Raw genomic sequence first — 25,435 nt, forward strand, 5'->3', positions numbered from 1 at the left:
CGTCGTCGGCGGTCCAGCCCCGACCGGCGCGGCGTCCCCGGCCGCCGCGCGTCCCGCCGTCGCGACGCGGCCGAACGTCGCCTCCGCGGGCGCTGCGACGGAGATCCTGCCGGTGCCGCATGACGCCGCGGCAACCCCCGCCACGGGCCCGCTTGCGTTGCCGGCCCCTGCGCGCCGCGTCGCGGCGCCTCCCGGCGCAGTCGATTCGTCGCGTTTCGGGGCCTACGCGCACCAGGTCGAGATCCTTTCGGACGTGACCGGCAACAGCACGTGCGAAGGCGACATCCAGGATTTCGCGAAATACTTCAACGATCGCCTTAACAAGCTCCGCAAGCTCCTGCGCACGCGCCGCGAGATGGCGGGCATGATCCCGATCAAGAGCATCCGCCCCGGCGGCCAGGCCGAGGTGAAGATCGCGGGCATCGTGACGGAGGTCCGTCAAACGAAGAACGGCCACCGTCTCATCGAGATCGAGGACGACACCGGCACCGCCGCGGTCCTCGCCCTCCAATCCGACCACCGGCTCATCGAGGAGGCGGACCTGTGCCTCGACGACGAGGTCGTGGGCATCATCGCGAAGGTCTCCACGAAGGGCGACCTCCTGATCCTGCAGCAGATCATCCGTCCAGACGTGCCGTTCACGCGCGATCCGCGCAAGTCGTCGAGATCGAGCGCCGTCGCGTTCATCTCGGACATCCATTTCGGCTCGAAGACGTTCCTCGCGGACGATTGGGAGCGGTTCGTTCGGTGGATCAACGGCGAGTTCGGCGACTCGAGCCAGCGCGCGCTCGCCGAGAAGACGAAATACCTCGTGGTCTGCGGCGACGTCGTCGACGGCATCGGCATCTTCCCCGGCCAGGAGGAGGAGCTCGCGATCGACGACGGCCTCGCGCAGTACGACTTCGCGGGCGAGCAGTTCGCGCGCATCAAGCGGCCGGACCTGAAGATCATCGTCCAGCCCGGCAACCACGACCTCGTGCGGCCCGCGGAGCCGCAGCCGGCCTTCCCGACGAAATACCGGCGGACGTTCCCCGAGAACGTGACGTTCGTCGGCAACCCGTGCCGCATCGCGATCGAGGGCGTGGAGATCCTCGGTTACCACGGGATGTCGTTCGTGGATTGGATCACGCGCATTCCAGGCCTCTCGTTCGAGGATCCCGTCCGCGTGATGAAGGAGATGGTGACGCGGCGCCACGTCGCGCCCATCTACGGCCTGCGCACCCCGCTTGCGCCCGAGCACAAGGATTACCTCGCGATGGATTTCGTGCCGGACATCTTCGAGACCGGGCACGTGCACGCGGCCGGCATGGAACTCTTCCGCGGCATCCACCTCATCAACTCGAGCTGCTGGCAGTCGCAGACGGCGTACCAGAAGATGCACGGCTTCCAGCCCGAGCCCGCGCGCGTACCCATCGTCGAGCTCGACACCGGAACGCCGCACTTCCTCGATTTCCACGGCGGACGCGCCGCGGGCGTGGACGTCGTCGGACGCTCCGCCTTCGGCGAAAATTGGAAGGACAAGACGATGGGCGGCGGTCAGTGGCAAACGTGATCGCCGCTCGCGACCGCGGCGTGCGCGCGACCGCGCTCGACCTCAGGCGCGCCGACGCCTTGCAAGGAAGGCGATGAAGGCGAGGGCGACGAGCGCGGCCGCGGCCGGCGCGTCGGGCGTCCTTGTCGATTCGGGAACCGCTTCCTGCGGTCCCGCGACGACCACGTCGCGGTCCCTGTGCTCGAGCGTCGATCCCGATTCGGTCTCGAGCAGGAGCAGGACGGCGTAGCGGCCCGGCGCGGGCGCCTGGCCCTCGGCAACGAGCCGCCCGTCCTCGATCGCGACCGCTCCGAGAACGTGCCTTCGACCCGAGGCGTCCTCGAGGGCGAGGGATCCCGCGCGGATGCCCGTCACGATGGCCGTGACGCGCACGTCCGCGCCGGGTGACGGATCCGCGGGGGAGATGACGATCGACTGGATGGCGAACGCGCCTCGCGGCGCGGTCGCGTTGGACACGACGGGCGCGACCGCGATCTCGCGGCCGAACACGTTGCCGGCCTCGTCGGTCGCGACGATCGTGGCTGTTCCGGTGTATCGCTCGAGGCTTACGCGGCTCGCGGTCCAGGCCCCTTCGGGACCGCGCGTGGCGGGGACGGAGAGGTTTCCGGCCTTGACGAGCACCGAGCGCACGCCGCTCCCTTCGTCGACGACGTCGAAGCGGAGGTCGTCCACTCCCCAGGAATCGTCGGCGGCGATGCGGGGCGCGAGGGTGTCGACGCGCACGAGGCGCTCGATCCGCGTGGCGTGGCCTGCCCCGTCGGTCGCGACAAGCTCGACGCGCCACGCTCCTTCGCCCTCGAGGACGAACGGGGATAGGTCCGCCCGCGCGGCGCCGTTCGTCGTCAGGGTTGCGTTGCGCACGCCGCTTGCGTCGTCGTCGACCGCGGCGGCGATGCGGACGGGGACCGTGGTCCATCGGTCGGGCCCGGGCGGTGCGGGCTCGGCATCGAGCCTCGCCCTGGGCGGCGTCGCATCGACCCGGAGACGACCCTCCCATCGCGCGACGTGGCCCGCGTGATCGCGCGTCTCCAGGGCGATGGTCCGCTCTCCGTCCTCGAGGGCGATCTCGATCGTCCCGTCGCCCGTTGCGGCGTCGACGCGGACGATGGCGCTCGCGGCGCGGCCATCCACGACGGCCCGGATCGCGCTTGCGTTCGGCTTCGAAACGGCGTCGCGCACGATCCAGCGCGCGGACCGTTCGGGCCACCATGCGCCCGCATGGCCCGCAAAGAGGAGCTCCGGCGCCGCGCCGTCCACGCGGACGATGGCCGTCGCGATCATCCCCGTCTCGTTTGCGGGGTCCGCCCCGTCGCGCGCGGCGTCGCCGCGATGCGCCGCCCGCGCCTCGATCCGGTGCTCGCCGTCGCCCAGAACGATGGGTCCCGGGAGCCAGGCGGCGTCGGGGGAGGAACGCCACTCGTACGGCGACTGCGAGACGGGCTCGAGGACGAACGGCGAGACGGCGACCCAGGACGGGATCCTGGGGAAGCTCAGCGTGGCGTCGCGCGGGGCGGGCGTCGCGGGCGCGGGATGATCGTTCCAGACGACGGTCACCGGGTGCCGCGCGACAACCGGCAGGCGGCAGGGGGCGCCGTCCACGACGGTGAAGACCGACGAGCCCGCAACGGCGCGCTCGAGAAGGAACCGCGCGACCCCGCCGGTGGCGTCGCTGCGGACGAGCTCGCCGGAGGGACTCTCGAGCACGACGCGCAGAGGAAGGTCCGGCGGGCGCCCGACGCCTTCGAGCCTCGCCGCGACGTCGACGGCGATCGCGGATTCCCGGGGGCCCTCGAAGACGGTCGCCGTGGGCCCGGCCGCAAGTCCGCCCCAGAATGCCTTGAGGGATAGGCGTCCCGTGGCGCCGTCGGCCGTCTCCACCCTGAGCGCGGCGTTCGCTTGGGGGGCGAGGGCGATCACCGCGACGCCTTCGCGATTCGTGATCGATGCTTCCAGCCGGTCGTCCCCGCGGCCTCCGCGATCGGTCGTCGAGGGGGCTCCGGAATCCGGGTCCGGAACGACGGTCACGCGCGCCCAGGGAACGGGGCGGCCATCCTCGTGGATGCGGACCCGCAGGCCCATCGTCCGGCCGGGAGGCGCCACGCCGGCGCAGGGATCGTCGGGCGCCACGCATTCGGCCGATTGGGGAAGGCACCAGGCGAGCACGTCGATCACGGGGGCCGAGGCGGCCGCCGGCGCGGAAGCGGACGCCGTCGTGGCCATGGGCGCGAGGAGGACGAGCGCAAGGAGCCAGGCGCGCGTTCCCGCCGATGCGCGCGGATCGTGCCGGAATCGTCGAGGATCGCGCAAGCTGGGCCTCCCGCTGTTCCACCGCGTGGCCTTGCGTGGATTTGAAGATTCCCCCGCGCCGCCGAGGCGACGACCGTCCGCCGTCGGTTTTTCATCGGAAAACGGGGATGGCCGCGCGGGTCTGGACCGCGAGGCCGCGGCGACGGAAGCGTGGCTGAGGCCTGCCGTGGCCGATAAGGAGTCATCGGGCCGCCGGGGGCGCGGCGGCCCGAGGTGGCTCAAGCCCAGCAGATCTCCTGCGGGCGCGGGCTGTCCCACGTCACGGTCTGGCCCGCGATGGTCGCCGAGACGCCGCGCGCCGTCACCGTCACGCAGCCGGGGTTGAACCGGACGAACTGGCGGCTCGCCTCGCCGTCACCGTTGGTCGTGAGCGTCTTGCCGGCGAGCGTGATCGTGGCGCCCGGAAGCGTTTCGCTCGCGGCGTCGGCCGCGACGGCCGTCACGGTGACCGTGACGAGCTCGCGCGGATCGTAGGCCATCGAGCCGCAGGCGTGCGGCCCGCTGCGCGCGGTCTTGCATTCGAAGGCGAGGAACCCGATCGAGGTCCACCGGTAGCTCACGGGCGCCGGGCTTCCCTCCATCCGCGTGATGTCGAGCTCGACGTAGCCGTCCCCGTCCGTGTCGGCGATCGAGGCGGCCGACACCTCGAAGGAGCGTGACCCCGCGACCTTGCTGACCTCGACCGGGCAACTCGTGTCGTCCACGGCGGTCACGCAGTTGAACTCCTCGCCGTCCTCGGCCGTCCGGACGAAGAAGGCGAAGAACGTCCCGGGGGGCGGCGGGGTTCCGGTCACGATGTCGTGGGCGAAGTTCACCGTGCCGGTGAACACCACGGGGGCGTTGTGGTCGAGCAGGGTTCCCGCCGGGATGCTCGTCGTGTAGCTCACGATGAGCTCGGTCCAGGTCGCGTGGAAACCCAGCGGGATCTCGAGCGTCGTGACGCCCTTGTCGGACGTCGCGATCACGAGCGGGATCGTGCCGTCCGTCACGTCGGAGCACACGACGACCGCTTCGAGGGCGCCGTTCTCGATCGCGCCCGACACCAGCGTGCAGTGTTCCGGAGCCGCGGCGCCGAGCGCGAGCGCCGCCGCATCGACGGGCGAGCCGTCGTGGGCGTAGGTCGCGAGCGCCGTGAAGCGCACCGCGTCGCCCACGTTCACGAACGCGTCCTCGACGAAGTCCGCGGCGATGACCACGCCGGTCCAGACGACGTCGATCGCGAGATCGACGCCCCCGGCCTGCCGCGTCACGCCGGTGGAGGAATCGACGATCGCGAGCGTGAGGCCGCCGTTGTAGACCTCGTTCACGGTCACGTCGCACGTCCCCATGCCGTTCGTGATCGCGCACGTCGTCAGGACGACGTCGGCGTCGTCCCGGACCTCGACGGTGGCGCTCGGGACGGGGTCGTCCGAGACGAGATCACCGTTCTCGTCGTGCATCCAGAGCGCGCCCAGGTCGAGCGTGACGGTGTCTCCCACGTTGACGACGAGGTCGTCGGCGACCGCGCTGAGCGCGATCTCCGTCCATCGTTCCCGACCGAAATCGGCCGCGACGTAGCGCGTCACGCCCTCCGGCGTCGACACGGCCGCGAGGGACGGCACGACGTCCGTCACGACATCGAAGGTCAGCGTGGTCGAGGCGTCGCCCGACGCGTCCGTGGTGAGCTCCTCGACGTGCTCGCCCGCCGTGAGGACGACGACGGCGCCGTCGGCCGGCTCGAAGTCCCCGGCCTCAGGTCCGTAGACAAGACGCGCGGCGAAGGCGAACACGACCCCGTCGGTCGCGTCGTACCACCCGTCGGTGTCGGGGGAGGTCGCGAGGTCGAGGAAGACGACCTCGGCCCACTTCGCCGCGAGGGCGATGTCCCCGAGCGTGTCCGTGACGTCGTCGTTCGCGGTCGCGACGGCGAAGGACGCCGCCTGCGGACCGCCGAGGTTCGCGCGGACGCCGCACGCGATCGCGGCCTCAAGGAGGCCATCGACGATCGTTGCCGACGACACCTCGCAACCGGAGGGCAGGGGCGCCGCAAGCGCGAGATCGGCCGCCGGGACGAGCGCAGCGGCGTCGTGCTCGTACGTCGCGTCGCAGGCGAGGGCGACCGTGTCCCCGACGTTGACGATGCCGTCGAGGTCGTCGATGGCGCAACCCGAGACGACGATGCGGGTCCAGATGAGGTCCAGCGTCGCGTCGGCGCCGCCGAGCTGGCGGGTCACGCCCGTCGAGGAGGAATCCACGACGAGGATCTGGCCGGCGGCGTAGGCCTGGGCGAGCGCGATCGAGCAGGCCGCGAAGCCGTCGATCACGGCGCAGGTCCCCATGACGTCGCTGCCCGCGTCGAGCACGTTCACCGCGGCCGCGGACACGGGGTCGTCGAAGAGGCCGTTTCCGTCCTCGTCATGGGCCCACAGGGCCTCGATCGAGAGGCCGATCGCGTCGCCGACGTTCACGAAGGTGTCGTCCGCGCCCGCGTCGAGCGCGATCTCAGTCCATCTCAATCGACCGAGGTGGCCGGAGGCGGCATCGAAGGCGAGACCCGAGGGGGGCGGGTTCGGGAGCACGGGGCTCCCCGTCGGGACGAGGCGCGCCATGGAGACCGGCGACGTCCTGAGATCGGTCACGACGTCGAACGCAGCCGTGGTCGACGCGGCCCCCGCGCCATCGAGGGCGAGGTCCTGGACCACGTCCCCGAGCACGAGGCGGACGGTCGCGCCCGAAGCGGGCTCGGATCCGGCGCCGTAGTCGAGGACCGCCTCGAAGGCGAACGTGACGACGTCGCCGACGTTGTACCAGCCGTTCGTGGCGGGCGCAACGTCGATGTCGTCGAAGACGAGGCGCGCCCACCGGAGCGTGACCGCGTCGCCGGTCGTGCACTGCTCGGGGCCATCGGCCGGGTTGAAGCAGGCCGTCACGTCGAACGCCACTTCGGCCGGCGCGAGCATCCGGGTCGGAACCCGGGCGAACCCGGCGCTGTTGGTGAGCGCGCTGAAGTCGCCCGCGGGGGAGGACAGCTTCACGACCGCGCCGCGCACGGGGACCGTGGGGTCGTAGGTGTAGACGAGCGAGAATGCGGGCGAATAGATCTCGCCCACGTTCGCCCAGAGCGTGGCGCGCGGAAGGTCGCTTGTGACCATCCGCGCAAGGGCGATGCCCGTCCACGTGATGCCGAGGGGCGCGGGAGGCGTCACGAGGTACGTTTGCGGGTCGCTCGGCGCCGTCGCGCTCACGGTGGCCGAGAGGAGGCGCGCCGTGTCGCTCGCGGCGAGGGCGAAGGTCACGAGACCGGAAAGGTCGGTCGAGCCCGAGGCGCTCCATCCGGGATCGTTCGCGTCGGAAAGCGTCACGGTCGCAAGCTGCGCCGCGCCGCCGAAGAGCGCCCCGCCGATCCACTCGGCCTTGTACGTGAGCGGAACCGTCTGACCGTTCGGGACGAGCGTGGACGGATCGTTCGCGAGCGTGAGGAGGATGTTGGCGGGGCCCGTCGTGTCCAGCACGAAGGCGATCGACGTCACTTCCGTCGCGAGGCCCGCCACGTCGACGGCGCGCGCGTGGAACCGCACGGCGCCGCATTGGTAGACGTTGGTGGCCGGGTTGTCCGCGATCGGCCTGAGATCGAGCGTGATCCCGTCGCTGCCGGGCGCCACCTCGACGGGCGCGGTGGAGCCGGCCCCGCAATCGGAGGTCGCCCACAGGGTGTGGACCGACAGGCCGGATCCCGCGTCCGAGGCGGGCGCGAGAACGGTGACGAGGGACGTCTCGAGCGTGCCCGACGTCGCGCAGTCGCTTCCGACCGTGGCGCAAACGTCGCCGATCACGGGCGGCGTCGAGTCCTGGCGAACGGCAAGCACGGCGGGCTCGGCGACGTGGCCGGCGACGTCCGCGGGCGCGTAATGGAAGACGTGCTCCCCGTCGGCCCCGAAGGGCGGGAAGGTCTCACTCGCGGCCACGCAGCCGCTCGTCGCGTCCGCGCAGAGGCCGGTCGCCCCGGAGGGGGTCACGTGCCATCCCGCGAGCCCGTCGGCCGCGTGGTCCAGCACGAGGGTCGCCGTCGGCGCGACGCGGTCCTGTCGAAGCGTCGCGACGCGGGCCGTCTCCAGGTTGCCCGCGAGGTCGACGCTCCAGTAGGAAAGGGTGTGGACGCCGTCGGCGGGCAGCATGAACGCGCCCTCGTAGATCGTGCGGGGGCCCCCGTTCACGCGGTACGAGATGTCGCCGCATCCCGTCGTGGCGTCGGCGCACGTGAGCGCGACCGCCACGGTCGACGTCGACCACGCCGTTGCCGCCTCCGCCGGCATGACCTCGAGGGTCGTGACGGGCGGCTGCATGTCGACGTAGACGACCACGTTGTCTTCGCGCGGCTCCCGCTCGTTCAGCGGGGGTTGCACGAACTCGTTGTCGAGCGTCGGCTCGATGAGACGGACGCGGATCTCGAACTCGCCGTCCTGCTCCGGCAACGTGAGCGTCGTCCAGCAGACGAACGTGAGGGGCGCCGGCGTTCCGCATTCGTACGCCCGGCTCACGGCGACGAGGCGGCCGCCGCCGTCGCGGAGCTCCGCCACGTAGAGGGCGCTGAGCCCGGTGAAGTCGTTGAAGAGCGACTTCCATCGGACCGTGATCACCGAGTTGGGCGCGAAGGCGGACTCGTGCGACGGCGTGAGGATGTCGACGAGCGGAGGGTTCGTCGCCGCGGGCGACGGGGGGACCGCGGGGGCCGCGGGAACGCTCGGGGCCTCGCCTGCGACCAGGACCCCGGTCGCCAGTCCGGCCGGCGCCACCACGAGGGCAGCGACCATCGCGAGAGTGTATGCAATAGTGAGTTTCAAACCTGTCAACCTCCCTTTCGGCCGCTCGAACTCCAGGAGCGTATATCAATCTTCCCTCGAAAGCGTCTCGCTCGGGGTCGAACGGATGCGACCGATCACCGACGCATGGTGGAAAGGTGGATGGATCCATGAGCCGTGCGTGGTCCTGCGCGTCAACTCTAGAACTCGTCTGCAGTCCCCGATCACGGCGCGCTCCGCTGCGCCGCCCGCAAGGGCCGCTCGCGCTTCCGTACGATTGATCCTCCGTCTTCGAATGGGCCTCCGGCGGGGCGGGAATCGCTACCATTCGATGGATGAAATGACCGATTACCGATCGTTTGAATGGCTTTTCAATTCGCAAGCGGGCAATTGAATCGAACTTCAGCCGAAATCCATATGGGCGATCGCGAGAAGTGAAAGCGCTCGTGACCGGCCCCCGCGCGCACCGGCTCCGGGTCCTGCTTCCGATCGCCCTCCTTCTCGCGCTCGCCCTCGCCGCCCTCGCGCTTCCCGCGATGGCGCAGGTCGTCGAGAGCCGCTCGTCCGACGGGCCTCCCCCGTCCTCCGACGGCCCCGACCCCGATGGCCGCCTTGACGCGCCCGCGCCGGAGGCCGGCGCCGCGCCCGCCGTCGACACGGGCGACACGGCGTGGGTTCTCGTTTCCGCGGCGCTGGTCATGCTCATGACCCCCGGCCTCGCCCTCTTCTACGGCGGCATGGTCCGGAAGAAGAACGTGATGAACACCATCATGCAGGTGTTTTTGATCCTCGGCCTCGTCTCGCTCCAGTGGGCGGTGCTCGGGTACAGCCTCGCGTTCGGACCGTCGGTGGGCGGCCTCGTGGGCAACCTCGACTTCGCGTTCCTCGCCGGCGTCGGCATGGAGCCGAACCCGACCTACGCCGCGACGATCCCGCATCAGGCGTTCATGGCGTTCCAGATGATGTTCGCCATCATCACGCCCGCGCTCATCGTCGGCGCGATGGTCGAGCGCGTCTCGTTCAAGGCGCTTGCGGCCTTCACCCTCCTCTGGACCACGCTCGTCTACGATCCCCTCGCGCACTGGGTGTGGGGCGACGGCGGATGGCTGCGTTCGCTCGGCGCGATGGACTTCGCGGGCGGCCTCGTGGTGCACGTCTCGGCGGGATGCGCCGCGCTCGCGTGCGCCATCTACCTCGGCAAGCGGCTCGGCCACGGTCGCGAGGCGATGACGCCGCACAACCTGACGCTCGTGATGCTCGGGACGGGCCTCCTGTGGTTCGGCTGGTTCGGCTTCAACGCGGGATCCGCGCTCGGCGCGGGCGGTCTCGCGGCGAACGCCTTCGTTGCGACCCATCTCGCGACGGCCGCCGCGACGCTCGCCTGGATGGCGCTCGAGTGGCGCGCGAAGGGCAAGCCGACGATCCTCGGCGCCGCCTCGGGCGCGGTCGCGGGTCTTGTCGCCGTCACCCCCGCCTCCGGTTTCGTCGGCCCGATGGCGGCCCTCGTGATCGGGTTCGCGGCGGGCGGCGCCTGCTTCTGGGGCGTGCGCATGAAGGAACGCCTCGGGTTCGACGACGCGCTCGACGCGTGGGGCGTGCACGGCGTCGGCGGCATCGTGGGCGCCGTCTTCACGGGCCTCCTCGCCTCGACCGCGGTGAACGCGGCCGGCCGCAACGGTTTCCTGCTCGAGCCCTTCGCGGCCTCCGGCGTTCTCACCGCGCAGGTGCTCTCGGTCCTCGCCGCCGCGATCTTCGCGTTCGCAATGACGTGGGCCATCCTCTGGGTCGTGGACCGCGCGATCGGGCTCCGCGTGCCACCCGAGCACGAGACGCTGGGCCTCGACCTCGCGCAGCACGGCGAGGTCGGCTATGCCTTCGAGGCTCCGCCCGTCCTCGCCGCGCGCCCGGGCGAAGCGACCGTGACGGCCTCGACGGTGGCCCGCCTCGCGGTGCTCCCCCACGATGGCCTCGATCCGCCGCGGTGACGCGACGGGGCGGGGACCGCGGGCCGCGCCCCTCCGCTCCACCGGAAAGCCCCGCGCGCCCAGCGAGGCCTTTCCGGCGATCGTCCGAAGGCGGCCATGGGGAGCGAACCCCCTTGCTTCCACTGGAAAAGGTCCTCGTCCGGTGGAGGCGGCGGTCGGTTCACACCCCCTGGGGAAGGCCGGCGGCGGGAGCAAATCCTCAAGGAGCGCCTGGCCCTACCCGCGGGCGTGGGTGGGCTGCTTCGACAACACCCCGTCCCGGGGGGCCTCGCGCCTCCCGGGCGGCGGGCCTTTTCACCGACCGGTTTCTCGCCGGCTGCGGGCCGCCGGGCCCCCCGGCGGAGGGCCGAAGTCGGCTCGGAGGCATCGCGTTCTCCCCCGGTCCGGCGTCCCGCGAAGGTGCGTGAGTCCGCGTGAAGGGCGGCTACTTCGCGGACACGGTCGAGGCCAAGGAGGTCGACGTCGACGACCTCGACGACTTCGAGTTCGAGGCGCCCGAGATCGCGCCGCGCAACGAAGGCGCGACCTCCGCGGCGATGCAGGCCTACTTCACCGCGCTCGAGCTCGAGACGCGCCGCGCGTACGCGATCGCGGAGCAATGCCGGCGACAAGGGCTCGATCCCTCGACGCAGGTCGAGATCCCGCCCGCCGTCGACCTCGCGGCGCGCGTCGAGGAGTTGCTGAAGGACTACCTGCCGCAGCGGGGCGTCGCCGAGCGGATCCGCGAGCTCTCGAAGACGAAGAACCGCGAGGAGGTCTCGCTCATCGTCGCGAAGGAGGTCGCCGCGGGGAAGTTCGGGGCGTATCCAACCAAGGAGACCGCGCTCGACGGCGGCGTGCGCGTCGGACTCGCCATCCTCACGGAAGGCATCCTCGTCGCGCCGCTCGAAGGCATCGCGGGCGCGCGCATCCTCCGGAACGACGACGGAACCGACTGCGTCGCGCTCTCGTTCGCGGGCCCGATCCGCGCGGCGGGCGGCACGGGTCAAGCCCTCTCCGTCCTCCTCGCCGACATCGTGAGGCGCGAGCTCGGCATCGGGAAATACATCCCGACGCAGCCCGAGATCGATCGTCTGAAAGAGGAGATTCCCGCCTACAAGAACGCGCAGCACCTGCAATACAATCCCACGCCCGCCGAGATCGACCTCATCGCGAAGGCCTGTCCGGTGATGATCGACGGCGAAGGGACGGAAGACGAGGAGGTCAGCGGCAACCGCGATCTTCCGCGCATCGAATCCAACCGCCTGCGCGGCGGCGCGTGTCTCGTCATGGCCGAGGGCCTCATCCTCAAGGCGCCGAAGATCCAGAAGCACGTCAAGAATCTCAAGCTCGACGGCTGGGAGTTCATCGACACGTTCGTGAACAAGGGGAAGGACAAGAAGTCCGAAGGCCCCGCGCCGATCGACTACGGCAAGCCGCCGATCGAGGTGAATCCGAAATACATGGCCGAGCTCGTCGCGGGGCGGCCCGTGTTCGGCCACCCGTCGCGCAAGGGCGCCTTCCGCCTGCGCTATGGCCGCGCGCGCACCGCCGGGCTCGCCTCGACCGCGATCCACCCGGCGACGATGGTCATCGTCGATGATTTCCTGGCGGTCGGCACGCAGATGAAGATCGAGCGCCCGGGCAAGGCCACGGTCGCGACGCCGTGCGACACGATCGAAGGCCCGATCGTGCAGCTGCACAACGGCTCGCTCGTCGAGGTCACGACGAGCGCCGAGGCGCGCGCGCTCAAGGGTCGCGTGAGACGGATCATCGATCTCGGAGAGATCCTCGTCCCGTACGGCGAGTTCGCGGAGAACAACAAGATCCTCCCCATGTCCCCCTATTGCGTCGAATGGTGGTCCCAGGAGCTCGAGCGCGCCTCCGGCGCGGCGCCCCCCGCCTTCAAGGACGCCTTCGAGGCGGTCGCGTTCGCGGAGCGCACGCGCACGCCGCTCCATCCGGCGTTCAACCTCTTCTGGCACGACCTCGCGCCGGGCGAGATCCGCGCGCTTTCCGAGTTCGTCCTCGCGAAGGGCGTCTGGCGCGGCGGCACGCTCGTGCTTCCGGGAGACGAACCCCACCGCGAAGCGCTCGTCACGCTCGGCGCCCTCCACGAAACGGTGGCCGCGAAGACGAGCGGCGGAAGATCCGACGAAGGCGCGGGCTGGGACCGCAGCGCCGTCGACGCGGTCGAGATCGCCAACGCTCCGACGATCCTGCGTCTTGCTCGACACGCCTATCCGCTCGTGCGCGGTTTGGGGCTCGACCTCGAGGAGGTCGAAGCCGCGCGCGGCGGCGGGAGCGCGCGGATCGTGCGCGTCCGCGGCCCCGACGTCCGCGTCGAAGGGACCGCTCCGCCTCCGTCCGCGCCGACCTATGCCGAGCACGTCTGCGGCGTGGTGAGCGCGCTTGCGGGCTTCCGCGTCCGCCCTCGCGCGCCGTACCGCATCGGCACGCGCATGGGTCGACCGGAAAAGGCCGCCGAGCGCAAGATGTCGCCGCCCGTCCACGCGCTCTTCCCGCTCGGCGAAGCGGGAGGCGTGCAGCGCCTGGTGAAGGATGCGGCCGCGAAGGGAAACATCGAGATCGAGGTCGGGCTGCGCAACTGCGGCGCCTGCGGATCGCGCACGATCCTCAACAAGTGTCCGCGCGAAGGCTGCGGCGGCCACACGCAGCCTCATCGCGTCGAGCGCGTCGAGCCTCAGACGATCCACCTGGGCGACCTGCTCGCGCGCGCGCAGTCCGCGATCGGGCTCGAGCGACTGCCTGAGACCGTGAAGGGCGTCCAGGGCCTCATCTCGCGCACGAAGACGCCCGAGCCCCTGGAGAAGGGCCTCCTCCGCGCGAAGCACGAGGTCTTCTGCTTCAAGGACGGAACGATCCGGTTCGACATGACGGACGTCCCGCTTTCGCATTTCAAGCCGCGCGAGATCCACACGAGCGTCGAGAAGCTCGTCGCCCTCGGTTACACGCACGACGTGCGCGGCGAACCGCTCGCGCGCGACGACCAGATCCTCGAGCTCAAGGTCCAGGACGTCCTCCTCTCCACCGCGGGCATGGATTACATGCTCCGCGCGGCCCAGTACGTCGACGATCTCCTCGCGAAGATGTACGGGCTCAAACCTTACTACGATTGCAGGGAGCCCGAGGACCTCGTCGGGCACCTCATCGTCGGCCTCGCCCCCCACACGTCGGGCGGCGTGCTCGGGCGCCTCATCGGCCACACGAAGGCCGCCGTCGGGTTCGCGCATCCGTACTTCCATGCGGCGAAGCGGCGCAATTGCGACGGCGACGAGGACTGCCTCATGCTCCTCCTCGACGGCCTCGTCAACTTCTCCCGCGCCTACCTCCCCGACAACCGCGGCGGCCTCATGGACGCGCCGCTCACCCTGACGCTCCGCCTCGACCCGAGCGAAGTCGACAAGGAAGCCCACAACGTCGACGTGGGTTGGCGCTACCCGCTCGAGTTCTACGAAGCGACGACGAAGCACCCCGGGCCGAAAGACGTCGAGAAGCTCGTCGACACCGTCGCGAAGCGGCTCGGCACGCCGAAGCAGTATGAAGGGCTCGGCTTCACGCACGACACGGCCGACATCGCCGAAGGCCCCGCCATCTCCGCGTACAAGAGCATCGGCGACATGATGAGCAAGATGGAGGCGCAGCTCGAGCTCGCCGCGCGCATCCGCGCCGTCGACGCGCCCGACGTCGCGGCCCTCGTCATCGGCAGCCACTTCCTGCCCGACCTCATGGGCAACCTGAAGGCCTTCAGCAAGCAGAAGGTGCGCTGCACCAAATGCAGCGCGAAATACCGCAGGATCCCGCTCGCGGGCCACTGCCTCAAGTGCCGCTCCGCGCTCACGATGACCGTGCACGAAGGGAGCGTCCGCAAGTACCTCGAGGTCTCGAAGCAGATCTGCGAGCGGTACGGCGTCAACCACTACGTGCGCCAGCGCATCGAGCACATCGAGGAGAGCATCGAGAGCGTCTTCAGCAACGACCGCGTGAAGAAGGCGAAGCTCAGCGACTTTTTTTAGCCGAGCCTTCGGCCTTCGCTCGCTGCGCTCGCTGCGGCCTACGGCTCGGAGCACACTCCGTCGCACGGAAAACCCCCCGCTCGCGCTTCGCGCTCGCTACGGGTTTCCGTGCGACTCCGTGTGCCAGGGGGCCGCTTCGCGCCCCCTGGACCCCCACGACCAGGGGCTCCGCCCCTGGACCCCGCTCACGCGCTGCGCTCGCTGGGGCCTGCGGCGAGGAGCCACCCTCCGCGCGAGGGCGCCTTCCCCGGAGTCCTCATCGCGCCGGGCTCGAAAACGAGGCGGGCTGAGTCCGGCGCGGCGCGCGTGGCGTTTGCAAGAAGGGCTTTGTCCCGACATCGCGGGAAAACATGGTGCAGGTGGACTGTCACCTGCTTTCGCGGCGCCGAAGCAGGTGGCAGTCCACGTGCGCCGTTACCCGTACTGTCGCGTTCACGACCCCCTTCCGCCCGGCCCCCCCGCTCGTGGCCCGCCTACGCCCGCGCCGCCGCTTCCATCTCGTCGAGGATCGCAGCGGCCCTGAGCGGCGGGAGTCCGAGGAAGTGGCCGATCTCCAGCAGTTGCCGTTCCTCGGCGCGGCTGAGGGCGCCGTCACGAAGCGCCCACGCGACCGCGCGGCGGTAGGCGGCTTCGCGCTCGGCGAGCGTCCCACTCGACGATGCGAGTGCGGACTCCGCCGGGCTCATGCCGCTCGTCGCGGAGGCCGGCGCTTCGACGGGCACGGCGCGCGTCGAGGGCACAGCCGTCGCGGCGACGTGCTCCGCGAGCCGCTGCAGCGGCGCCATCGCGAACACGAGGGCGCCGGCGGCCGCGATGCCGACGTAGGCGCTTCCAAGCGTCTCGCCGAAGAACTCCTGCGCGGCCTCGCTCGCGACGAAGAACACGCCGATGAACGCCGCGGCGAGCGTGCTCTTCGAGATGCCCCAGCGGACCTTCGCGTCGACGCCGGGGATGAGGCCGCGCAGGATGGCCCACGCGAGAAGCAGCACGCCCGCGATGCGGGAGAGGCCCATCGGACCGAGGTTGAATGCGCGCAGGGGATCGGTCGCGACGGCGAAGAGCGCGCCGGCGAGCGCTAGCCCCGGCAGGAGCAGCGCCATGTTCCGGGCGCGGCGCCGGGCATCCGGGTCCGCGGTCCGCGTGTTGCGGACCCACAGGGCCGTCAGCACGAGCGTGCTCGCCGCGAAGGCGGAGTCCATCAGCTGGAAGAACAGGGCAGTCGTGTGGGGATAGGAGGCCGCCATGATGCCGGTCCGGACAGCGGGTTCGAGCACGACGGCGATCGTCAGGATGAGGAGTCCCTTCCGAGCCTCCCCGTCCTCGACCTCATGATAACGCGCCGTGAGCGTCGCGACGGCGAACCACGTGGCGGCCCAGAAGATCGTCATCGCGGCGATGAGGAACGCCAGATCGACCTCGATCCTCGATGCCACAATCGAGAGCGCTCCGATCCCCGCTGCGAGGATGACGGCCGCAAGCCCGAGAGCGACCGGGAATCCGGCGGCGCGGTGTCGCCGTTGCAGGCCCTCCGGGAAATAATGGGTGATGACGAGCAGGGCGGCGCTCGCGGCGACCAACGACAGACCTTCGGGGATGAACGCCTCTTTGGGGAGCCATCCGAGTTCGGTGCCGAGATTCCGCAGCGCGACCGTGACACCGAGCAACGAGGCGTAGGCGCCGAGGGCGAGCGTGACCGTCCTCCGCGGTCTGAGCGTCAGGATCCAGAGTCCGAGCGCGAGGAAAAGGAACCCGCTTGCCGCGTCGATGAGGAGCGTGGTCCGTTCGATCGCGCCGAGATCCACGTCGCCCGCCTCCGAGCGGCGTGACGCGCGGGGTAGGCCATAAGGCTTGACTCAAGCCCTCGCGCGCATCGGCGCGAGATCGTCCTCGATGGCGCGTGCATCGTCGGGCCCCAGCCCGAGTTGGAGGCGCAGGCGATCGAGGATGCGCCGCTCCTTGTCGCTCACGGCCCCGTCCGTCAGCACCTCCTCGACGGCGGCCTTGTAGACCTCCATCTTGCGGAACGTCACGTAGGCCGGCGTTTCGTTGACTTGCGGCATCGCGCGGTCGCTCACGCGCTCCGCGAGCCGCTGGAGCGGCGCGAGCGCGAAGACGAGAAATCCGGCGGCGAAAACGCCGACGTATGGTCCGATGGCGTCGCTGAAGAAAGTCTGCGCGAGTTCACCCGCGACGAAAAACGCTGCAATGAACACCGCGGCGACCGTTCCTTGTTTAACGGTCCACTTGACCTTCAGGTCGATGTCGAACAGCTGCGTCTTCAGGATGCCGTAGGCGAGGCTCGTGACGAAGGCGATGGAGGCGAGGGGGACGATGATGTAGAAGGATTCCCAGATGCCATGGTTAATCGAGGTGCCCGTGCCGTTGAGGACGAGCGGACCGCCGATAAAGAGGTCGCGGATGCCGAAGGCGATCCCGTAGGCTTTCGCGCGGTCGCGAGCTGCGGTTCCGCGCGGAGCTCTGCGCCATGCCGATGCTGCGACGGCGAGGCCGTAGAACATGACGAGGCCGTACGTTGCATCGAGGAAGCCTGCGCCGTACGCCGCGTTGCGGAGGTGAATTCCGTGGACCCAGCTCGATTCCGGAAACGCGAAAAAGGCGAGCGTATCGCCGAGGACGAAGCCGGTGATGAAGGGCCACGCCAGGATGCCGAGCCCGCCGGCCGCCACGAGCGCCCATTGGATGGCCGGCGACCGGAACGGCCGCGAAAGAGGCACCTCGATCGTTCCGAGAAACGCGAGATAGCTGAGCAAGGCGAGAATCTGGAACGAGAACTCGACCGCGCGCATCGCGGCGGCATCGAGCGGGTTTGCAAGCTGCGGCAGAATGGCGTAGAATACGCCCAGGCTGATCGTTTCAGCCGCAAGGGCGATCGCGAGGATCCGGTTCTGCCGCCGGGTCGGATTCGTGGCGTAGACGGCGGCGGCCATGAACGAACTTGCAAGCAAGGCGAAGAGGGCTGGCACGGTGAACCATCGAAAGACGAAGTCCATCATCCGACCTTGCTCCAGCGACCAACGTCCTCCCTGAGGTCGATCGTCTCTCATGAGGTCTTCTGCGGCGTGCGGCTTCGTCCGTGACCTCCGGAAAACCGTCACGCGAGGGCGTGTTTCTCCGGTCGTCATGCCCTTCCGCCTGCGCCTCGCGCCGCGCCCGCACCGGGGCGCTTCCCCAATCCTTATCCCCCACCCCCCTGTTCGAGAACGAGCCATGCGCGTTCCGGTCGGTTGTCCCCCCATCGACGAGCTCCTCTCGGGCGGCGTCGAGTCCGGCGCCCTTACGGAGTTCTACGGGGAGGCCGGCGCGGGGAAGACGAACATCTGTCTCCAGATCGCGCGCAACGTGGCGCGCGAAGGACGCAAGGTCGTCTTCATCGACACGGAGGGCGTGTCGCTCGAGCGTCTGCAGCAGATGTGCGGCGCGGACTACCGGCGCGTGCACGCGAACATCCTGTTCTTCGAGCCGTTCAACCTGCGCGAGCAGGACACGGTCGTCGACAAGGCGCAGCGTCTCGCGGCCTCGAGCGCGGACGTCGGGCTTCTCGTGCTGGACTCGGCGACGCTCCACTACCGCGTGAACCTCAGCCAGGGCGACGGCGTCACGGACCGGCGCTCGCTCGCGGCGCAGCTCACGCGCCTCGCCGAGGTCGCGCGCAAGCGCGGCATTCCCGTCGTCATCACGAACCAGGTGTTCACGAACGTCGAGACGGACGTCCTCGAGCCCGTGGGCGGGCAGCTCCTGCGCCACATCTCGAAGGCCGTCATCCGGCTCGAGAAGGCGGGCGGCGTCGGCGGCCGGAGGCGCGCCGTCATCGTGAAGCACCGCGCGCTCCCGGAAGGCCTCGAGGCGTTCTTCCGCATCGGGCCGCACGGGCTCGAGGCCCTCGACGGTTCGGGCGCGCGTCCCGCGGCCCCCGCCGATGCGGACGTGGCCGGGGTCGGGTAGCGGACCCTCGGGGTCCGATCGCACCCTCGATCGGACGGGTCGGCCATGGGGCACGACCCCCGCTCGAGGGAGGGGTCCGCGCCGATCTCGAAGGCCAGGCTCGGGTGCGGGACCCGGAGCGTCCCCCGCGCGACCGCCCTCCCCGTTCTCCCCGTTTTATCCGCGAAATCACCTTGATTTCTGCCCAGATTTGAACAAGCCGCCCAATACGTTCATATAGGGACAAGGGCACTGTGCGCGGGATCACCATGCGCCGCCTTCTCACGCTGGCCGTCACGGTCCTCGCGGTCGCCCTCGTCCCCCTCGCCGCCGCGACGAGCCTCGACACGCTCCAGCAGGCGGGGCTCGGCACGGCGGACCCGGCCCAGCAGGCCGAGCGCGCGGCGCAGGCCGTGAAGGACGAAGTGGCGCCCGCGACGGGCGCCGAGGCGCCGCCGCCGTCGGTCCTCCCGGAGGAGCCCGGTTTCGACGTAGGCCCCATCCACGTCGCCCTCGCGGGCCTCGCCCTTGCGGGCCTCTCGCTCGCCGCCTACGCCCTTTTCGCCGGGGGCGCGCGGTTCATCACGAAGGACGAGGTCCTCGAGAACGACGTCCGCGCGTCGATCTACAACTACCTCCGCGCGAAGGTCGGCGCGAACCTGAAGAGCATCACCGACGACCTCCATCTCACCACGACCAACGCCATCTGGCATCTCCGCAAGCTCGAGGACGCGGGGCTCATCCACAGCCGCCGCTTCAACGGCTACAAGGTTTTCTATCCGGCCGAGGGCGGCGTCGCGGCCCGCCGGCTGAGCCTCAGCGTCACGGCGCTGAACAACGAGAACGCCCAGCGCGTCTTCGAGTACGTCGTCGCGAACCCGGGCGCGCACCAGCGCGAGATCGCCCGCATCCTGGGCGTGAACCACGGCACGGTCCGCTGGCACCTCAAGAAGCTCCGCCGCGCCGAGCTCCTGACCGAGGTCCGCCGCGGGAAGACGTCCGCCTACTACGCCACCGACGTCGGGGTCGAGGCGCTCCAGACGGTCCGGCCCACGGTGGAATCGCACGTGGTCGTCCCCTCGGGCGTCCCCCAGTAGGCGCCGCCGTCCGCCTCCGTCCCGGAAGGCTCGTCCTCATGGAACCGTGCCCCAGGGCGCCTGACCGCCACTTTATAACCCGGAGGCGCGCAAGGTGAGGTCGGTTGCCATGCGGGATCGCAAGAGCCTGCTCCTTGTCACGGGCTATGCCCTGATCGCGGCCGTCCTGTTCCTGCCGATCATCTCGGCGCAGGTCGACCTCGTCGGTCCCACGCCCGAGATCGATCCGAAGGATCCGACGGGCTTCGTGACGCAGCCCTCGCAGCCCCCGACCGATGGATCGACGCCCCCGCCGGCAGGCGACCTCGACCCCACCGGCTCCCGGTCGCCCTGGCTTGGGGACGCGATCGCGGACCTCGGCTTCGGCGGCGGCATCGCGATCGGCATCGCGGTCTCTGTCGCGGCCCTCGCGGTCGGTCTCCTCTTCGCGGGCGGCGCGAAATTCGTCACGGGCGCGAACGTTCTCGAGAACGAAGCGCGCCGCACGATCTTCGAATACATCCAGTCGCACCCCGGTACGCACCTGCGCGCGACCGCGACCGCGCTCGACCTCTCCACGACGAACGTCCTCTGGCACCTGCGCAAGCTCGAGGACGCGAAGCTCGTCGCGTCGAAGAAGTTCGAGGGCTACAAGGTGTTCTACCCGGTCGCGGGCGGGGTCGAGACGAAGCGAAAGGCGATCGCGTCGGCCGTCCTCAAGAACGGCAACGCCCAGCAGATCCTCGAATACATCGCCGCGCACCCGAGCGCGCACCAGCGCGAGATCGCGCGCGCGATGAACGTCAACCACGGTACCGTCCGCTGGCACCTGCGCAAGCTCAACGAGGCGGGTCTCCTCGTGCAGGTCAAGAAGGAGCACACGACGCAGTACTACCTCGCGGAGGAGGGCCACGAGTTCCTCTCGCCCGGCGCCCCCGTCGCGCCCATCCCTGCGGGCGTCATCCCGGCCCCCGTCGAGGGCCACGCGCACGACGACGAGCACGAGGATGCGCCCCACGACGCGGCCGATGGGCCCCGCGCGCCGCTGCGCGACCCGACGCGGTCGTGACCCCCCGTCGTTTCCGGCCGAGCCCCGCACGGCCGTAAGGGTTCTGAGAGCGATACACGCGGCCGACGGTCACGTCGTTGACCGTATGGCGGGCGCGGCTTGCGCACGCGGGGCGGACGGCGGTCGTCGCCCTTTCCGCTGCGACCGCATCCGTCCCCCGGGGCGGTCGCATCCGACGCGCGCGTCGCGCGCGGCCATCGCGCGTTCCGCTTTCCAACAAGGATTATAAGGAAACTTCCCTATGCTCGCGCGATTCCCATGGCTACGGCGGGTCCCGACTATATCCTGCTCGCGGTCGGGGTGCTTCTCTTCGCGGGTGCCGCTTACGGCATCACGACCGTCGAGGAACACCCGGCGGGCGTGTATCAGGTCACCTGGAAGACGGTCGATGTCGCGGCCCCGCAGGCTGGCGCCTTCAAGGAAGGCACGTTCTCGCACACGTTCTCGATCACGGAGCACAACCTGACCCGCGTCGTCATCTCGGTGACGTGCAGCGACGGGAGCGCCCGCGCCTCGGTCGACCCCGCGAAGCTCACGGTCTCGGTTACGCCGCCGAACGGCACCGCCGCGCCCGAGCCGCAGTCGAAGAACTGCGCGGGTGCGAAGATGGAGTTCGTCTTCGACCTCAACCCGCTCCCGGCGAACACGACCGTCGGCGGCTCGAGCGAGGACATCGCCGAGCAGCTCGGTCGGATGCACGTGACGAACGGCACGGGCGATTACGTCGTCTCGATCAAGAACCAGCGCGGCCAGACGGCCGCCATCCCCGGCGCGGTGCCCGTCCCCGCAGCCTCGGGCACGGTCGAGGCCAAGGTCCAGAAGTTCGAGGCCGTGACGGCGCCGGTGGTGAAGTAGGATGGCAACGCTCGACGCTCCCCGCCCCGAAGGTCGCTTCTCGCGATGGGGTCTCAAGAAGAACGCCGACGAGATCATCGCCGAGGCGCGCGACCCGTCGCGCTCGCTCAAGAAGAACCTCGGCTGGCTCGACCTCACGGTCCTCGGCATCGGCGCCATCATCGGCACGGGCATTTTCGTGCTCGCGGGCGTCGGCGCCGCGCGCGCCGGGTCCGGCATCATCCTCTCGGTCGCCTTCGCGGGCCTCGTGTGCGCGTTCGTCGGCCTCTGCTACGCCGAGCTCGCGTCCACCATCCCGACGAGCGGCTCCGCCTACGGCTACACGTACGCGACGCTCGGCGAGCTCGTCGCGTGGGTCCTCGGCTGGGCCCTCGTGCTCGAGTACGCGGTCGGCTCTGTCGCGGTCGCGATCGGCTGGTCCTCGTACGCCCAGGGCCTCCTCGGCCAGATGGGCATCGCCCTCCCGGCGGCGATCGCGGCATCTCCACTGTCAGGGGTACCGGGCGCAGTGATCAACCTGCCCGCGGTGCTCATCGTCCTCGCGATCACGAGCATCCTTCTCGTGGGCGTGAAGGAGAGCGCGCGCGTGACGAGCGGCCTCGTCGCGATCAAGCTCTTCATCATCGTGTTCGTCATCGCGGTCGGGTTCTTCTTCCTGAACCCGACGAACATCACGAACAACCCGATCCCCGCGACGAGCCTATCGACCGGCCAGCCCATCTCCCCCGTGTCGGCCGTGATGGCGGGCGCTGCGATCTTCTTCTTCGCCTACATCGGCTTCGACGCGGTCTCCACGACCGCGGAGGAGACGCGCAACCCGAAGCGGGACCTTCCGATCGGCATCCTGCTCTCGCTCGGCATCACGACGGTCCTCTACATCCTCGCGGCGGTCGTGCTCGTCGGCATGACGGGCTGGGAAGTGTACGCGGATCCGACCCACCCGCACCACGCGGCGGCGCTCTCGGAGCCCTTCGGCTACGCGTTCGACGCGGCGGGCCTCCCGTGGGCGGCGGCGATCATCCGCGCGGGCGCGATCGCGGGCATCACGAGCGTGCTCATGGTGCTCCTGCTCGGCGCGCCCCGCATCTTCTTCGCGCTTGCGCGCGACGGCCTCTTCCCCGAGCGCCTCGCCGCGGTGCACCCGACCCGCGGCACGCCATTCAAGACGACGATGCTCACGGGCGGCGCGGTCGCGCTCGCGGCCGGCTTCCTCGACCTCGGCCGCGCGGCCGAGATGACGAACATCGGCACGCTCTTCGCCTTCGCCCTCGTGTGCATCGGCGTCGTCGTGCTGCGCCGGTCCCGCCCGGACCTCGAGCGTCCGTTCAAGGTGCCGTTCTCGCCCTGGTTCCCGATCCTCGGCGCCGTGGGCTCGATCTACCTCGCGTACAATCTCGACCGCTTCACCCACTTCGCGTTCTTCGCCTGGATGGGGATCGGCGTGATCATCTACGCGCTCTACGGCGTGCACAAGAGCTCGCTCTTCCGCCGCGGCGCGGGCGCCCGCAACGTCGCGGTCGGCGCGCGCGAGACCGAGGTCGTCGTCGAAGAGATGCGTTGACGCTCGTCCCAAGCCCAGGGCTCCGACGGACCCTCCGCCCGGGTCCGTCGGATCGCCCCCGCCCCCAAACCCCTTGCAGGGTCGCCTGTGACGCGTTCGGTTCCCACCCCGCCCATCACAGCCTGCTTGACATGTCGGCATGGCCATGACACGCCTTCGCGCTCTGTCAAAATGCTGACTCAATCTGCTTATGATCGACCCCCGCGTACTTGGGTACGCCAACCTCGTGGGGTCGTTGGTCCAGCCTCCATCGACCCTCACAGGCTTGTCGGGCCAAGGCGCCGGGATTCTTTCGCCCGGCCCCTCTGGGGTGCCTTGGCCCGGCAGGTCCTGATTCTCATGTTTTTCCGAAGAGCGGACGCCCTCCCCCTAGGCTCCCGGACGCCCCTCGCCCCTCAGGCCGCGGGCGCGGGCGCCGGCTCCTCGGGCGCCGACGGCCCGTCCTCATCGGACGGGAACTTCACGATGAACTCGAGAAGGTCGCGCGCCTCGTAGGATTCCGGGAAGACGCGCCGGGCCTCCTCGACGAGGGGGCGCGCGTCCGTGTACCGGGGGCTGATGTGCGTGAGGAACAGCCGCTTCGCGTTCGCGGTGCGCGCGATGAAGGCCGCCTGCGCCGCCGTGCTGTGGCCGTACGTGTTCGCGTCCGCGAAATCGCTCGCGTAGGTCGACTCGTGGATGAGCACGTCAGCGTCCTTTGCGAGATCCACCGTGCCTTCGCACGGCACGCAGTCGCCGGTGTAGGCCACCTTGCGGCCGCGGCGTTCGGGGCCGAGCACGTCCTCGGGCCGCACCACGCGGCCATCCGGCAGCGTCACGCTCTCCCCGCGCTGAAGCTGACCGAACGCGCGTCCTTCCGGGACGCCCAGCTCGAGCGCGCGCGGCTTGTTGAAGCGGCCGGGCCGGTTCTCCTCGGCAAGCGCGTACCCGAGAGCGTAGATGCTGTGCCGCACCTCGCGCGTCGTGACGGTGTAGCCCTCGAACGGGATCTCGGCGCCGCCCTTCACGTCGGTGATCGTGATCTTGAACTGGCCGCGCGACTTGCCGATCGAGAGGAGCATCGTCATGAGATCCTTCGTGCCGGGCGGGCCGTAGATGTCGAGCGGCTCGCGGCGCTCGTTAAGGCGCATCGTCTGCACAAGCCCCGTGACGCCGAGGAAATGGTCCGCATGCAGGTGCGTGATGAAGATCGCGCGCACCTGCATGTAGGAAAGGCGGCTGCGCTGGAACTGGCGCTGCGTGCCCTCGCCGCAATCGAAGAGCAGGACCTCCGAGCCGCGCTTGACGGCCACGGCGGCCACGTTGCGTTCCACCGTCGGCCAGGAGCCTCCGGTGCCGAGGAACACGATTTCCATGTTCTCGTGCGTCGGCCGCATGGGACGCTCCGCTAGTCCACCCCGCTACCTAAACCTTGGGGTCTCGAGGCCGATTCGCGCCGGTTCTCTTGCGTCCGGGGCGTGATCAACGGCGGGGAAGGCGCTTTGCCAGCCGACCGGGGCGCCGCAAACCCCATACCGCGCGGCCCCCGTCCCGCACGCATGGGCGCGGAAGCGTTCACGGCTCCGAAGGTCCTCGCATACGTCCGTTCCACGGTACGCGAGTCACCGCTTCAGCAGCGGATCCGCGCCGAATGCGAAGCCGAGGAGCTTCCCAACGTCTTGCGCGAATCCGGGCCCGTCCTCGCGCTCCTCGCCGCGCTTGCGCCCGGAGGGCGGGCACTCGAGGTCGGATGCCTCCTCGGCTACAGCGGGCTCTGGATCCTCGACGGGCTCGGGCCCGAAGGACGCCTCGAAACCATCGAGATGGAGGACGCGTTCGCCGAGCGCGCCCTCGCGCACTTCGCGGAAGCGGGGTACGAAAAGCGCGCGACCGTCCACCGCGGCCTCGCGCTCGACGTGCTGCCGACGCTTCCCGACGCGAGCTACGATCTGGTGTTCCTCGACGCCGCGAAGGAGGAATACCTCGACTACCTCGGCCACGCGCTGAGGCTCCTCAGGCCCGGAGGCCTCGTCGTCGCCGACAACGTCCTCTGGAGCGGCAAGGTCGCCGACGACCGCGCGCGCGACGCCGACACCGAGGGGCTCCGGCAATATGTGAAAGCGGCGCTCGCCCACCCGCGGCTCCGCACGGCGGTGCTCCCGGTGGGCGACGGGCTCGCGGTGTCGCGCGTGCGCTGAGCGGGCGGCGGGAGCGACGGAAAGGGGTCTTGAATGCGACAGGACAGGTAACGGCGCACGTGGACTGTCACCTGCTCCGGCGCCGTGAAAGCAGGTGACAGTCCACCTGCCCCATGT

The 25,435-nt window shown here is 70.0% G+C and carries 14 protein-coding genes; 9 read left to right on the top strand and 5 right to left on the bottom strand.

Annotated features, from left to right (window positions below):
- Positions 1-1,552, top strand: a 1,552-nt coding sequence (locus VM889_10665) for a DNA-directed DNA polymerase II small subunit (GenBank protein HVL49008.1), incomplete at its 5' end; no start/stop codon positions are given.
- A gap of 42 nt (positions 1,553-1,594) precedes the next feature.
- Here the strand turns inward: VM889_10665 and VM889_10670 are convergent.
- Together VM889_10670 and VM889_10675 are read right to left on the bottom strand one after the other, a co-directional pair.
- Positions 1,595-3,859: a hypothetical protein gene (locus tag VM889_10670; protein ID HVL49009.1), complete on the bottom strand. Its 2,265-nt coding sequence runs from the start codon at positions 3,857-3,859 to the stop codon at positions 1,595-1,597.
- A 218-nt stretch (positions 3,860-4,077) separates the two neighbouring features.
- Positions 4,078-8,649 (bottom strand): hypothetical protein, encoded by a 4,572-nt coding sequence (locus tag VM889_10675; protein ID HVL49010.1) that lies wholly within the window; start codon positions 8,647-8,649, stop codon positions 4,078-4,080.
- A 434-nt stretch (positions 8,650-9,083) separates the two neighbouring features.
- On the opposite strand from VM889_10675, the gene VM889_10680 reads away from it, so the two are divergent.
- Both VM889_10680 and VM889_10685 read left to right on the top strand, forming a co-directional pair.
- On the top strand, positions 9,084-10,622 hold the full coding sequence (locus VM889_10680) for an ammonium transporter (protein ID HVL49011.1): 1,539 nt from the start codon (positions 9,084-9,086) through the stop codon (positions 10,620-10,622).
- A gap of 413 nt (positions 10,623-11,035) precedes the next feature.
- Entirely contained in the window at positions 11,036-14,638 is a 3,603-nt protein-coding gene (locus VM889_10685) for a DNA polymerase II large subunit (protein ID HVL49012.1), read from the top strand.
- Positions 14,639-15,111: 473 nt separating this feature from the next.
- On the opposite strand, the gene VM889_10690 is transcribed toward VM889_10685, so the two are convergent.
- Complete coding sequence (locus tag VM889_10690; GenBank protein HVL49013.1) at positions 15,112-16,440, bottom strand: hypothetical protein; 1,329 nt, start codon at positions 16,438-16,440, stop codon at positions 15,112-15,114.
- A 51-nt stretch (positions 16,441-16,491) separates the two neighbouring features.
- Positions 16,492-17,649 (bottom strand): hypothetical protein, encoded by a 1,158-nt coding sequence (locus VM889_10695; GenBank protein ID HVL49014.1) that lies wholly within the window; start codon positions 17,647-17,649, stop codon positions 16,492-16,494.
- A gap of 217 nt (positions 17,650-17,866) precedes the next feature.
- Here VM889_10695 and radB point away from each other — a divergent pair, with 217 nt between their 5' ends.
- The 5 genes from radB (at position 17,867) to VM889_10720 (ending at position 23,141) form a co-directional block, all read left to right on the top strand.
- The gene (gene radB, locus VM889_10700) at positions 17,867-18,601 is read left to right on the top strand and encodes a DNA repair and recombination protein RadB (GenBank protein HVL49015.1); all 735 of its coding nucleotides are present in this window, start codon (positions 17,867-17,869) and stop codon (positions 18,599-18,601) included.
- A 233-nt stretch (positions 18,602-18,834) separates the two neighbouring features.
- Positions 18,835-19,677: a winged helix-turn-helix transcriptional regulator gene (locus tag VM889_10705; protein ID HVL49016.1), complete on the top strand. Its 843-nt coding sequence runs from the start codon at positions 18,835-18,837 to the stop codon at positions 19,675-19,677.
- Positions 19,678-19,786: 109 nt separating this feature from the next.
- A complete protein-coding gene (locus VM889_10710) occupies positions 19,787-20,725 on the top strand; it encodes a winged helix-turn-helix transcriptional regulator (GenBank protein ID HVL49017.1) in 939 nt (312 codons plus the stop codon).
- A 258-nt stretch (positions 20,726-20,983) separates the two neighbouring features.
- A complete protein-coding gene (locus VM889_10715) occupies positions 20,984-21,580 on the top strand; it encodes a hypothetical protein (protein HVL49018.1) in 597 nt (198 codons plus the stop codon).
- A gap of 1 nt (position 21,581) precedes the next feature.
- Positions 21,582-23,141 carry an amino acid permease gene (locus tag VM889_10720; protein HVL49019.1) on the top strand — a complete coding sequence of 520 codons (1,560 nt, stop codon included), beginning with the start codon at positions 21,582-21,584 and terminating at the stop codon, positions 23,139-23,141.
- A gap of 395 nt (positions 23,142-23,536) precedes the next feature.
- On the opposite strand, the gene rnz is transcribed toward VM889_10720, so the two are convergent.
- Positions 23,537-24,517 (bottom strand): ribonuclease Z, encoded by a 981-nt coding sequence (gene rnz / locus VM889_10725; GenBank protein HVL49020.1) that lies wholly within the window; start codon positions 24,515-24,517, stop codon positions 23,537-23,539.
- 162 nt (positions 24,518-24,679) lie between these two features.
- Between rnz and VM889_10730 the strand changes: the two genes are divergently transcribed.
- Positions 24,680-25,318, top strand: coding sequence for an O-methyltransferase (locus VM889_10730; protein HVL49021.1), 639 nt, complete (start codon positions 24,680-24,682; stop codon positions 25,316-25,318).
- Positions 25,319-25,435: the final 117 nt, after the last annotated feature.

Source organism: Candidatus Thermoplasmatota archaeon, from assembly GCA_035540375.1.
In the GTDB taxonomy this organism is placed as follows: Archaea; Thermoplasmatota; SW-10-69-26; order JACQPN01; family JAJPHT01; genus DATLGO01.

Excerpts from the sequence above, each read along its gene's own strand:
- VM889_10675 (HVL49010.1), bottom strand. The coding sequence starts at position 8,649 with ATGGTCGCTGCCCTCGTGGTGGCGCCGGCCGGACTGGCGACCGGGGTC.
- VM889_10730 (HVL49021.1), top strand. The coding sequence starts at position 24,680 with ATGGGCGCGGAAGCGTTCACGGCTCCGAAGGTCCTCGCATACGTCCGT.
- VM889_10695 (HVL49014.1), bottom strand. The coding sequence starts at position 17,649 with ATGGACTTCGTCTTTCGATGGTTCACCGTGCCAGCCCTCTTCGCCTTG.
- VM889_10720 (HVL49019.1), top strand. The coding sequence starts at position 21,582 with ATGGCAACGCTCGACGCTCCCCGCCCCGAAGGTCGCTTCTCGCGATGG.
- radB (HVL49015.1), top strand. The coding sequence starts at position 17,867 with ATGCGCGTTCCGGTCGGTTGTCCCCCCATCGACGAGCTCCTCTCGGGC.
- VM889_10715 (HVL49018.1), top strand. The coding sequence starts at position 20,984 with ATGGCTACGGCGGGTCCCGACTATATCCTGCTCGCGGTCGGGGTGCTT.
- VM889_10710 (HVL49017.1), top strand. The coding sequence starts at position 19,787 with ATGCGGGATCGCAAGAGCCTGCTCCTTGTCACGGGCTATGCCCTGATC.
- rnz (HVL49020.1), bottom strand. The coding sequence starts at position 24,517 with ATGCGGCCGACGCACGAGAACATGGAAATCGTGTTCCTCGGCACCGGA.